10 protein-coding genes and 1 pseudogene are annotated in these 11,968 nt (G+C 68.1%); 5 read left to right on the forward strand and 6 right to left on the reverse strand.

Translation table 11 applies throughout. The features are described from left to right. Positions 1 to 7: 7 nt before the first annotated feature. Entirely contained in the window at positions 8 to 1,006 is a 999-nt protein-coding gene (locus QE363_RS17490; RefSeq protein ID WP_309697330.1) for a glycerophosphodiester phosphodiesterase, read from the reverse strand. Positions 1,007 to 1,119: 113 nt separating this feature from the next. On the opposite strand from QE363_RS17490, the gene QE363_RS17495 reads away from it, so the two are divergent. Genes QE363_RS17495 through QE363_RS17515 form a run of 5 tightly spaced genes read left to right on the forward strand, consistent with a single transcriptional unit; the run spans position 1,120 to position 6,411 of the window. Continuing rightward, the gene (locus tag QE363_RS17495) at positions 1,120 to 1,656 is read left to right on the forward strand and encodes a 2Fe-2S iron-sulfur cluster-binding protein (protein ID WP_309697332.1); all 537 of its coding nucleotides are present in this window, start codon (positions 1,120 to 1,122) and stop codon (positions 1,654 to 1,656) included. After that, a complete protein-coding gene (locus tag QE363_RS17500; RefSeq protein ID WP_309697334.1) occupies positions 1,653 to 2,636 on the forward strand; it encodes a xanthine dehydrogenase family protein subunit M in 984 nt (327 codons plus the stop codon). The genes QE363_RS17495 and QE363_RS17500 overlap by 4 nt, the downstream gene beginning before the upstream one ends. A 4-nt stretch (positions 2,637 to 2,640) precedes the next feature. Beyond that, entirely contained in the window at positions 2,641 to 4,881 is a 2,241-nt protein-coding gene (locus QE363_RS17505; RefSeq protein WP_309697336.1) for a xanthine dehydrogenase family protein molybdopterin-binding subunit, read from the forward strand. After that, positions 4,881 to 5,804 carry an XdhC family protein gene (locus QE363_RS17510; protein WP_309697338.1) on the forward strand — a complete coding sequence of 308 codons (924 nt, stop codon included), beginning with the start codon at positions 4,881 to 4,883 and terminating at the stop codon, positions 5,802 to 5,804. The genes QE363_RS17505 and QE363_RS17510 overlap by 1 nt, the downstream gene beginning before the upstream one ends. Then, positions 5,791 to 6,411, forward strand: a complete 621-nt coding sequence (locus QE363_RS17515; RefSeq protein WP_307100740.1) for a nucleotidyltransferase family protein — start codon at positions 5,791 to 5,793, stop codon at positions 6,409 to 6,411. Before QE363_RS17510 ends, QE363_RS17515 begins: the two co-directional genes overlap by 14 nt. Here QE363_RS17515 and QE363_RS17520 read toward each other — a convergent pair. From QE363_RS17520 to QE363_RS17540, 5 genes and pseudogenes are all read right to left on the reverse strand, one after another. Continuing rightward, a pseudogene (locus tag QE363_RS17520) lies at positions 6,380 to 7,586 on the reverse strand (ABC transporter permease). The gene QE363_RS17515 and the pseudogene QE363_RS17520 sit on opposite strands and share 32 nt — an antisense overlap. Then, on the reverse strand, positions 7,586 to 8,332 hold the full coding sequence (locus tag QE363_RS17525; protein ID WP_309697342.1) for an ABC transporter ATP-binding protein: 747 nt from the start codon (positions 8,330 to 8,332) through the stop codon (positions 7,586 to 7,588). The pseudogene QE363_RS17520 and the gene QE363_RS17525 overlap by 1 nt, the downstream one beginning before the upstream one ends. Beyond that, positions 8,322 to 9,701 carry an efflux RND transporter periplasmic adaptor subunit gene (locus QE363_RS17530; protein WP_309697343.1) on the reverse strand — a complete coding sequence of 460 codons (1,380 nt, stop codon included), beginning with the start codon at positions 9,699 to 9,701 and terminating at the stop codon, positions 8,322 to 8,324. The genes QE363_RS17525 and QE363_RS17530 overlap by 11 nt, the downstream gene beginning before the upstream one ends. After that, positions 9,701 to 11,176 carry an efflux transporter outer membrane subunit gene (locus QE363_RS17535; protein WP_309697346.1) on the reverse strand — a complete coding sequence of 492 codons (1,476 nt, stop codon included), beginning with the start codon at positions 11,174 to 11,176 and terminating at the stop codon, positions 9,701 to 9,703. The genes QE363_RS17530 and QE363_RS17535 overlap by 1 nt, the downstream gene beginning before the upstream one ends. A gap of 191 nt (positions 11,177 to 11,367) precedes the next feature. Then, positions 11,368 to 11,952, reverse strand: coding sequence for an ABC-type transport auxiliary lipoprotein family protein (locus tag QE363_RS17540; RefSeq protein WP_309697348.1), 585 nt, complete (start codon positions 11,950 to 11,952; stop codon positions 11,368 to 11,370). Positions 11,953 to 11,968 lie beyond the last annotated feature (16 nt).

Consider the following 11,968-nt stretch of genomic DNA (forward strand, 5'->3'; position numbering starts at 1 on the left):
GGGTCTTTCAGCGGGCGCGCACGACGGCGTTGCGCGTTTCTACCCCGATTTGCGGGAAATCGGTGAAGAATCCGTCGATGCCCTGGCCCAGCGCGGCGCGAATCTCGCCCGCGACATCGCCATGCGCCTTGGGATCGGTGCCCCGGCGGAAAGCGGGGCGGACGAACTGGTTCTCCGCGCGGTAGGTCCAGGGATGCACCCGCAGCCCCGCCGCATGCGCGTCGGCCACCAGCGTCGTCGCCGCATCGCCCTTCCACAGCATCGCCTTGTCCGGGCCGATCCCCCAGGCATAGGTCGCGACCTGGCGGAGCCCTTCGGGCGTCATCATCGCGGCATAGCTGGGCGCGGCGCCATCCGCCGGACCGCCCTCGCCCGCGACCAGCTGGATCAGGCGGATGCCGGTCATGGTCTTGAGATGCTGAAGGTTCTTCACCTCGAACGACTGGATGAAGACGGGCGCATCGGCGGTCTTCCACCCCGCCTTGTCGAGCGCGGCGACCAGCGGGCCATCGGTGCCCATGCCGATCGAGGCGAAATAGGTCGGATGCTTGGTTTCGGGATAGATGGCGATGGTCCGCCCCAACTCCTTCGACCGCTGTTTGACGAGCGCGATGATCTCTTCCAGCGTCGGGATCTGATACCGGCCGTCATAGGCGGTCGAGCGCAGTTGCGGCAGGCGTTCGCGGGCACGCAAGCTCTTCAGTTCGGCCAGCGTGAAATCCTCGGTGAACCAGCCGGTTTCGCGCTGTCCGTCGATCGTCTTGGTCGTCTTGCGATCGGCGAACTCCGGGTGGGCGGCGACATCGGTCGTGCCCGAAATCTCGTTCTCGTGCCGGGCGACGAGGTGGCCGTCCTTCGTCGGCACCAGATCGGGCTCGATCACGTCCGCCCCCTCGCGGATCGCCAGGTCATAGGCGGCCAGCGTGTGTTCGGGCCGCTCCCCGCTTGCGCCGCGATGCGCGATGACGATGGGAGACGAGAGCGGTTTCGACCAATCGGCGGACATGGCCTCAGACTGCCCCAAGACCAACGCGGCGGCAATGAGAGTGGTTCGCAACGGGAAACGCAAGGAAATCATGGCGTTTGTTCATCCAACTGTAATCCCAAGGGGATGGCGCGATGCATTTCACAATCAATGGTCAATCACATGACATCGACGTCGATGTTCGCACCTCGCTGCTCGATCTGTGTCGCGAACATCTGAGGCTGACGGGTTCCAAGAAAGGCTGCGACCATGGCCAATGCGGCGCCTGCACGATGCTGGTCGACGGGCGGCGGATCAATAGCTGCCTGACGCTGGCGGTGATGCATCAGGATGACGAGATCACCACGATCGAGGGTCTGGGCCAGCCGGGCAATCTCCACCCCTTGCAGGATGCGTTCGTGCGGCATGACGGGTTCCAGTGCGGCTATTGCACGCCGGGCCAGATCTGCTCGGCGGTCGGCATGCTCGACGAGGTGAAGAAGGGCTGGCCCAGCCATGTCACCGAGGACCTGGGCGCGGCCGAACTGACGGTCGAGGAAATCTCCGAGCGGATGAGCGGCAATCTGTGCCGCTGCGCCGCCTACCCCAATATCGTCGACGCGATCCGCGAAGTCGCCGGGCAAGGCGACCGCAACCCCAATGAGGATGTCGGCCGGGAGGTCGCGGCATGAAGCTGTTCGACTATGCCCGCGCCGACTCGATCGGCACCGCCACCCGCGACGGCGCGGTGCCGGGTGCGCGCTTCATCGCGGGCGGCACCAATTTGCTCGACCTGATGAAATTGCAAGTCGAGACGCCCGACACGCTGATCGACATCAACCGCCTGGACCTGGGCGAGATCGAGGAACGAGAGGATGGCGGCCTGACCATCGGCGCGCTGGTGCCCAATAGCGACCTCGCCGCCGACGCCCGCGTGATCGAACGCTATCCGGTCCTGTCGCGCGCGCTGCTGGCGGGCGCGTCGGGTCAATTGCGGAACAAGGCATCGACCGGGGGCAATCTGCTCCAGCGGACGCGCTGCTATTATTTCTACGACCCCGCCACCCCGTGCAACAAGCGCGATCCGGGCAGCGGCTGTTCGGCGATCGGCGGCGAGAACCGCATCCTCGCGATCCTCGGCACCTCGGACCAGTGCATCGCGACGCATCCCAGCGACATGGCGGTTGCGATGCGCGCGCTGGAGGCCGTCATCATCACCCAGAAGCCGGACGGCGACCGCCGCCGGATCGCGATCGGCGACTTCTATCGCCTGCCGGGCAGCACGCCCGAGATCGAGACCGTGCTGGAGCCGGGCGAACTCATCACCCATGTCGAATTGCCCCCCGCCCCTGCGGGCCGCCAGACCTATCGCAAGGTGCGCGACCGCGCCTCCTATGCCTTTGCGCTGGTGTCGGTCGCCGGGATCGTCGCGGTGGAGAATGGCAGGATCGCCTCGGCCCGGCTCGCCTTTGGTGGTCTTGGCCCGATGCCCTGGCGTGACGAGGCGGTGGAGGCCGCGCTGGTCGGACAGGAGCCCACCGACGCCGCCTTCCACGCCGCCGCCGATGCGCTGCTGGCCGACGCCAAGGGCTATGGCTCGAACGACTTCAAGATTCCGCTGACGCGCCGCACTCTGGTCGCGACGCTTCGTGAACTGACTCAGGAGGGCTGATCCCATGTTCGGATTCGGCAAGGACGACACGCATTCGCTGACCATGAATCAGCCGCATCCCGACAGTCTGCTCGACACAGGCGTGCAGGGGGTGATTTCCAAACCGCTGGACCGGGTGGATGGGCCGAAAAAGGTGACGGGCACCGCCACCTACGCCGCCGAATATGCCATCGATAACTGCGCGCACGGCGTGCTGGTCAGCGCCACCAAGGGCCATGCGAAGATCAAGGCGATCGACGCCGATGCGGTGAAGGCGATCCCCGGCGTCATCGACGTCATCACCGATTACAAGACCTTCATCCGCAACTCGCAGCAGGGCGGCGAGACCGAAGCCCCGACGCAAGGCGTGCGCACGGTCGACTATTTCGGCGAGATCATCGCGATCGTCGTTGCCGAGAGCTTCGAGGTCGCGCGCGACGCCGCCAAGCGGCTGAAGGTCGAGTATGAAGAGCTGGTCGACGGCGCGTTCGACTATGAGGCGAACAAGGACAAGGCCGAACCCGCGCCGGACGGGCTGATCAAGGGCCATTACGACCAGGGCGATTTCGACAAGGCGTTCGAGAATGCGGCGGTCAGGCTCGACGTGACCTACACCACCCCCAGCCAGAACTCGGCGGCAATGGAGCCGCACGCCTCGATCGCGGTGTGGGAGGACGGCGCGCTGACGCTCTACGGCGCGTATCAGATGCCGACCTCGGACGCGCAACAGCTCGCCAAGTCATTGGGCGTATCGCAGTCCAAGGTGCGGATCATCTCGCGCTATATCGGCGGCGGCTTCGGGTCGAAGCTGGGCATCGCGCCCGAAAGCGTCGCCGCCGCCATTGCCGCCAAGCGGCTGGGCCGCCCGGTCAAGGCGGTGATGCTGCGCCAGCAGGTGTTCGACGCCACCGTCCGCCGCTCCAACACCGAACAGCGGATGCGGCTGGGCGCCGAGGCGGGCGGGCGGATCGTCGCGCTGGGGCATGAAGCCATCACCTCCAACCTGCCCGACGAGGATTTCTTCGAGCCCGTCGGGATCGGCACCCACTTCCTCTATGCGGGCGAGAATCGGCGGATCAACCATGACGTGGTCCGGCTGAACTGGACGCTGTCGGGATCGATGCGCGCGCCGGGCGAGGCGGTGGGCATGGTCGGCATGGAATGCGCCATGGACGAACTGGCCGAGGCGATCGGCATCGATCCGATCGATCTGCGCAAGATCAACGATCCCGAACAGGACCCCGAGCTCCAGGTCCCCTATTCCTCGCGCAACCTCACCCGTTCGCTGGAGGAAGGGGCGAAGCATTTCGGCTGGGACCAGCGTAAGGCGGCGGGCCAGCGGCGCGAGGGCGACTGGCTGATCGGCATGGGTGTCGCCGCCGCGTGCCGTTCCAACCAGCTCCAGCAGTCGGCGGCCAAGGTCGAACTCCATGCCGACGGCAGCGCCACCGTGTCCTCCGCGATGACCGATATCGGCACGGGCAGCTATACGATCATGGCGCAGATCGCCGCCGAGATCCTGGGCCTGCCGGTCGAGAAGGTCAGCATGTCGCTGGGCGACACCAACGATCCGCCCGCCGCCGGCTCCGGTGGTTCCTGGGGCGCGGCTTCCGCCGGGTCGGCGGTCTATCTCGCCGCCGAGCGGGTGCGCGAGAAGCTGGCCAAGGCGATGGGCGTCAAGCCCGCCGACCTGACGCTGAAGGACGGCATGGCGATCGGCGACAATCGCTCGGTGCCGCTGGCCGAGCTGGTCGGCAAGGACGGCCTGTCCGCGATCGGCGAGATCAAGCCGGGGCAGCAGGAGAAGCAGTTCCAGCAGGCCAGCTATGGCGCGCATTTCGCCGAGGTCGGCGTCAATGTCGTCACGGGCGAAGTGCGCGTGCGGCGGATGCTGGGCGTGTTCGCGGCGGGACGCGTGCTCAATGCCAAGACGGCGCGCTCGCAATGCCTGGGCGGCATGACCTTCGGCATCGGCACCGCGCTGACCGAGGAACTCATCCACGACCCGCGCACCGGCAAGCTGGTGAACCATGACCTGGCCGAATATCATGTGCCGGTGAATGCCGATGTCCCCCAGCTGGAGGTCCATTTCCTCGACGAGCGGGACATCCATGCCAACCCGATCCACGCCAAGGGGATTGGCGAGCTGGGCATCTCGGGTGCGGCGCCCGCCGTCGTCAACGCCATCTACAACGCCACCGGCGTCCGGGTGCGCGAGATGCCGGTGACGCTCGACAAGCTGCTCGATCATCTCCCGGCGCTTTGATGAGCGACAATGATCGGGTTCTGGCCGCCGCGTGCGAATGGCGGGGCGAGAAGATGGCGATCGCGACGGTGGTGTCGACCTGGGGGTCGGCACCACGTCCGCGTGGCAGCCATATGCTGGTCCATGAAGATGGCCGGTTCGAGGGGTCGGTGTCGGGCGGCTGCGTCGAGAACGACATCCTCCACACCGCCGCCGAGGTGATCGGCGGCGCGCCGTTCCAGGTGAAGCGCTACGGCGTGGCGGACGCCTCGGCCTGGGAGGTCGGCCTGCCCTGCGGCGGCGAGATCGCGGTGATGGTCCAGCCGGTATCGGCGGACGGGTTCGATCCCGAACTGTTCGACCGGATCGCCGAGGCGCGCAAGGCGGGTCGCTCGCTGACCGTCGCCACCGACCTTTCCACCGGCAAGGCGGACCTTCGCCCCATCGAGACGGGGGAGGTCTTCGCCAACCGTTACGACCCGCCGCGCCGCCTGCTGATCGTCGGCGCGGTGCAGATCGCGCAGAGCCTGGCGCAGCTTGCGCAGACGCTGGGCATCGAGACGGTGGTGATCGACCCGCGCGCCCGCTTCCTGACCGAGGAGCGTTTCCCCGGCGTGACGCTGGACGATCGCTGGCCCGACGAAGCGGTCGCCGCCTATACCCCCGGCCCCGCGACCGCCGTGGTGACGTTGAGCCACGACACCAAGATCGACGACCCCGCGCTGGTCGCCGCGCTTGCCCATCCCACCGCCTATGTCGGCGCGCTGGGCAGTCGGCGCAGCCATGCCGCGCGGCGGGAGCGTCTGGCAGCGATGGGCGTTTCCCCGTCAGCGATCGACCGGATCGATGGCCCGGTCGGGCTGGACATCGGGGCGATCGGCCCGTCCGAGATCGCGCTGTCGATCGCGGCGGCGATGATAGGAGCCTTTCATGATCGACGCTGAGGATGTGGTTCTGGTCCTGCTGGCGGCGGGACAGTCGAGCCGCTTCGGGATGGAGAACAAGCTGGAGGCCGAATTCCTCGGCAAGCCGGTGGGCTTCCACGTCACCACCGCGCTGGAAAGCATTCCCTTTGCCGACCGGATCGTCGTGACCGACGGGTGCCAGCTCGACTTCGCGTCGCGCGGCTACCGCGTGATCCATAATGACGATATCGCCAAGGGCATGTCCTTCTCGCTGCATCTGGGCGTGCAGGAGGCGATCAAGTCCGGCCCCAAGGCGATCCTGATCGCTCTGGCCGATATGCCGCGCGTGACGGCGGCGCATATCTATCGCCTGTTCGATGCCTTTGACGGACCCGACGCGGTCGTCGTGTCGAGCAATGGCGAGCATCCCACCCCGCCCGGCGTCTTCGGCGCGGGCCGGTTCGACGCGCTGCTCAAGCTGGAGGGCGACGAGGGCGGCCGCAAGCTGGTCGCGGGCGGGCGCCACGTCGTCACCGCCCCGGCCGAGCTGATCGATATCGACACGCCCGAGGATCTGGAACGGCTACGCCAGCTCGTCCACGCGCCCGAGCGGATCACTCGTGCCGTAGAGCATCGATCGGATTGAGCGCCGCCGCCCGCCGCGCGGGGAAATAGCCGAAGACCACCCCGATCACCGCCGAAATCGCAAAGGCGATGACGTTGATCTGGGGGTCGAAGGTCCAGGGCACCTGCATCAACGGCACCAGCGCAGCGATGATCGCCTGCGCCAGGATCAGGCCGATGATCCCGCCCAGGCAGGACAGCACCACCGCTTCGACCAGGAACTGCATCAGCACCTCGCGCGCGACCGCGCCGATGGCCAGGCGAATGCCGATCTCGCGCGTCCGCTCGGTCACCGACACCAGCATGATGTTCATAATGCCGATGCCGCCGACCACCAGGCTGATCGCCGCCACCGCCGCGACGATCCGGGTCAGCATCGTCGTCGTGCTGGTCAGCGTGTCGCTGATCTGCTTGGTGTCGAAGATGTTGAAATCATCTTCCTTGCCGCCCGTGATGTTGCGCCGTTCGCGCAGCAGGTCGGTCAGCGAGGCCTGCACCGCGCTGGCCTGATAGGCCTGATCGATGCCGACCAGCATCAGCCGAATATCGCGGCTGCCGGTGAAGCGGCGCTGCACCGCCTTGATCGGCATCAGCACCACATCGTCCTGATCGCCGAACCCGCCCTGTCCGCGCGTTGTCAACACGCCGACCACGTCGCAACTGATCGCGCCGATACGGAAGCGCTTTGCCGACCGCCTCGGTGCTGGGGAACAGGTTCTTGCGCACGGTATTGCCGATGATGCACACCGCCTTGCCCGCCGCCTGCTCGGCCGGGGTCCACAGACGCCCCGAGGCCAGCGGCCAGGGCTGCACCGTGAAATAGGCCAGCGTCGTGCCGGTCACCGTGGTCGACCAGTTCGCCCCTTCATAGATCGCGGTCGCGGTCGTCTGGGCCTGCGGCGCGACCGCCGTCACGCCCGCGATCTGGTCGGCGATCGCCTCGACATCCTCGGGCTTGAAGTCGGGCGGACGCGGGCCGCCGCCGCCGCGCCCGAAGCCCTGACCGGGCCGGACCTGAAGGATATTGGTGCCCAGCGACGAAATGGACTGCTGCACCGCCGCCGTGGTCGCCTTGCCCAGCGTCACCATGGTCACGACCGCGCCGACGCCGATGATGATGCCCAGCGTCGTCAGGAACGAGCGCAGCATATGCCGCCGGATCGACCGGATCGCGAGGAGAAGCGTGGTGCCGAACATCAGTGCATATCCGTCGCGGGCGCATCCGGCTCCGGCATGGTGCCCGGCCGATGCTGCGCCTCGATCCGGTCGACCAGCCCGTCCTTGAAATGGATGACGGTGCGCGCGAACGCCGCCATGTCGGGCTCATGCGTGACCATCAGCACGGTGATGCCGCTGTCCCGGTTGAGCCCGGTCAGCAACTCCATGATCTCCACCGAGCGTTCGGAATCGAGATTGCCGGTCGGCTCGTCGGCCAGCAGCACGTCGGGGCTGGTGACGATAGCGCGCGCGATCGCCACGCGCTGCTGCTGCCCGCCCGACAGTTCGGCGGGGGTATGGTCCCACCATTGGTCGAGCCCGACCTTCTCCAGCGCCGCCATGCCCATCTCGCGCCGCGTCTTCTTGTCCTCGCCGCGATACAGCAGGGGCAGCTCGACATTCTCCAGCGCAGTGGTGCGCGACAACAGGTTGAACCCCTGGAACACGAAGCCCAGATAGCGCCGCCGCAGCATCGCGCGCTGATCGCGGTCCAGCGTCTCGACATGATGGCCGCGGAACAGGAAATTGCCGCCGCTGGGCACGTCGAGACAGCCCAGAATGTTCATTGTGGTCGACTTGCCCGACCCCGAAGGCCCCATAACCGCGACGAAATCGCCGCCCGCAATGTCCAGATCGACGCCCTTCAGCGCCTGGAACTGCGTCGCGCCGCTGCCATAGGTCTTGGTGACGCCGCGAAGCCGGATCAGGGGCGCATCAGCGGCCACCACCGCCCCCTTGCTGGCCCTGGCGACGCTGTCCCCCCGCCGCCGGCGCGGCCTCGCCCGCCGCCAGCTGGCCGGTGATGACCTGCATTCCCGGCTTCAGCCCGCCCGACAGGACTTCGGTCATCGATCCGTTGGTGTCGCCGGTGACGATCTGCACCGGCTGCGGCTTGCCGTCCGTACCCCGGACATAGACGGTCTGCGTCGCGCCACGCTGAACGGTCGCGGTACGCGCCGCCCGGTCGCGGCGCGGACGGAAGGTCAGCGAGCCCGCAATGCCGCCGCCGCCACCCTGGCTCGCCCCATCGGACGGCTGGAAGCGCAGTGCGGCATTGGGGATCAGCACGACGTTCCGCTTGTCCGAGGTCACGATATCGGCGGTTGCGGTCATGCCGGGGCGCAATTGAAGGTCGGGATTGGCTACGGTCAGGTCGGCCGCGTAGCTGACCACCTGTCCCGTGGTCGACGTGCTGGCGGTCGAGGACGAGGAGGACGAGGTCGCCGCGCTGACCGTCAGGTTCGACCCCAGATCGACCCGCGTGATCGTCGCGGGGAAGGTGCGCCCCGGAAAGGCATCGACGGTGAAATTGGCCTTTTGCCCGACCTTCACCTCGCCGACATCGGCCTCGTCGATCGCGACCTCCAGCTTCATCTTGGTCAGGTCTTCGGCGATGACGAACAGGGTCGGCGTGTTGAACGACGCCGCGACCGTCTGGCCGGGATCGACCTGCCGCGCCAGCACCACGCCCGACACGGGCGAACGGATGATCGCACGCTGGCGCTGGGTCTGCGACTGGGCCAGCTGCGCACGCGCGGCGGCAACATTGGCCTCCGCGACCCTCAGCGCCGCGACCGCGCGCTGCGCATCGGCGCGCCCGGTCTGGAGTTCGGTGCCGGAGGGCACGCGGCCGTTGGACAGCTTGTAGACTTCCTCCAGCCGCCGGAGCTGTGCCTGCGATTCGGCCACGGTCGCGCGCGCCTGCGCCACCTGCGCCTGGTTGGCGGACAGCGTCGCCTGCGCCGCGCGGATCTGGTCGTCAATCTGTTCGGGATCGATCAGCGCCAGCGCCTCGCCCGCCTTCACCCGGTCATTCACATCGACCACGACCTTCGTCACCAGGCCCGATAGCTGCGAGCCGACCGTCACCTGGTTGGTCGGGGCGAGCTTGCCGGTGGCCGAGACGGTCACGGTCAAGTTGCCGCGCGATACGGCGGCGGTGGCATAGCCCGCCTGGTCCGACCCGCCGAAACAGCTTTTCAACAGCACCGCGAGCAACACGACGCCCAGGATCACGACGCCCCACTGCGCCCTTTTGCGCCAGCGCGGTTGCGGCTTCACGCCCAGGAAATCGTCGAGAGTCTGATCGGCCATCAGCGGTTGTCCGGGGTTTGCGTCGCGCGCGGCGGCGCTTCGGGGGTGGTGCTGTCGTCCCATCCGCCGCCCAGAGCGGCGAACAGCGCGACCTGCGCGGTGGCGGCGTCCGAGCGTGCCTGGACCAACCCGTTCTGGGCGCTCAGCAACGACGCCTCCTGCTGCGACAGGGTGGTGAAATCGGTCAGGCCCGTGCGATACTGGCTGCGCGCCAGGATCGCCGAGTTGCGCGCCGCGTCGAGCTGGATCGCGAACAGCCGCTCCCGCTCGCGCGCCGTGTTGAGCGCGACGATGGCGTTCTCGACATCCTCCAGCGCCAGCAGCACGGTGCCCTGATAGGCGGCATAGCTCTGATCGGCGAGCGCCCGCGCGTTGCGGACCTGGCTGCGCAGGCGGCCGCCGTTGAAGATCGCCTGGGTCAGCCCGGCGAACAGGCTGCCGGTGATCGCATCGCCCAGCGAGCCGATGCTGGTCGCCGCGGCGTTGATATTGCCGGAGATGGCGAGCGCGGGGTAGAGCGCCGCCTGCGCCACGCCGATCCGCGCCGTGGCGGCGGCCAGGTTGCGCTCGGCCGCGCGGACATCGGGGCGGCGGCGCAAAATGTCGGCCGGGATGCCGACGCCGATCACTGCCGGTCCGCTGGGGATCGGCCGCACCGCCTCCAGCCGCGCCTTGAGCGCACCGGGCGCCTGCGCGGTCAACACGCCCAGGCGCGAGACGGCGGTGTTGTATTGCTGCTCCAGCGTCGGGATGGTCGCGGCGGTCTGCGCCCGCTGCCCCCGCGCCTGCTCGGCGTCGAGCGAGGACACCAGCCCGGCCCGCACCCGGAAGCCCGCAATCTCCAGATTGTCGTCCTGCAGCGCCAGGCTGGCCCGCGCATTGGCAAGCTGCGCCTGATAGGCCCGCGCGAGCACATAGTTGCGCGCCAGCTCGCTCTCGACGGTCAGCAGCGTCGCGGCATAGGTGAACCCCGCGCCCTCATAGGTCGCGCGCGTCGCCTCCACGGTGCGGCGCAACTCGCCGAACAGGCCGACCTGATAGCTGGCGGACAGGCCGACAGTGAAGCTGTTGCTGCCGCCCCCACCGGTATCGACCACCGTGCCGTCGGGCAGGGTGAAGCTGCGCCCGCCGCCGCGCAGATTCTCGTTGCGCTGATAGCCGGTCGAGCCGGACAGGGTGGGAAGCAGCGAGGACCGGCTCTGCACCAGGCTTTCGCGCGCCTGCCGCAGCCGGGCGACGGCCTGGACCACATCGGTATTGGCGACCACCGCGCGTTCGACCAGCTCGGCCAGCAGCGGATCGTCGAACGACCGCCACCAGCGGCCCATATCCTGCGCCTGCGCCGTGGCGGCGGGAACCGACCAGCTGGCGGGCACCCCCAGCGCCTGGGGAGCGGCGGGATGATAATCGGGACCGACCGTACAGGCGGACAGGGCCGCCGAGGCCAGAAGAAGGACGCGGGCGCGAGGCTTCATGCCCGCGAACCTGCCCCGCCGATACGGCCCCGTCCAGTGCGATTATGTCGCAAAATGTTACAGCGCCGACAAATTCCCGTCACCCACCCCTGAAGGAGAGGGGTGGGTCCACCCCATGTGCATGCGCTCTTGCCCACAGGATCGGGGGGTGGGCTGCGGTTGTCCTGCAACATCCTCCCTTGCCGGGGGGATTACCGTCCCACCCAGTCCGCGACCTGCTGCGCCACCTGGTTGGCGGCCTGGTTCAGCGCGGGGCCGACGCTGGCGCTGTCGATCTTGCCGACCGGCACGCGCGCCTCGAACCGACGCTTTTCGACCGTGGTCTGGCCGTCGCGGACCAGCGCGGCGTCATAGACCACCACGGCATCGCGCCGGGTCGCATCCAGGCCGAACTGGCGCAATTCCCCGCCCAGCCGATCGCCGGGATCGGCCACCGACTCACGCGCCGACAGCACCACGCGGCCCATCCGCGCGGTCAGCGTATCGGCCATCAGTCGCGCGAACAGCCGCGCGGGCGGCTCGGCCCATTGCGCGTCCTTCACATAGGCGATGCTGGTCGCATTCTCCTGCACCGGCACCCGCGGGGTCGCCAGTTCCTGCGGTGCGGTCGGCACCTGGACGGTGATCGACTTGCCCCGCCCCGAATCCTGCGTCTGTCCCACGGTCGGCTGCAACTGCGCCTGCAGGGTCAGCAGCGAGGGCGGCGGCTTGGCGCCGAAGCTGATGCAGCCCGCCAGGGGAAGCGATGCCATCAGAACGATCAGCGGAGTCTTCATGACGGTCCTCATCGGC

It is taken from the genome of Sphingomonas sp. SORGH_AS_0870 (genome assembly GCF_031453175.1).
Classification (GTDB): Bacteria; Pseudomonadota; Alphaproteobacteria; order Sphingomonadales; family Sphingomonadaceae; genus Sphingomonas.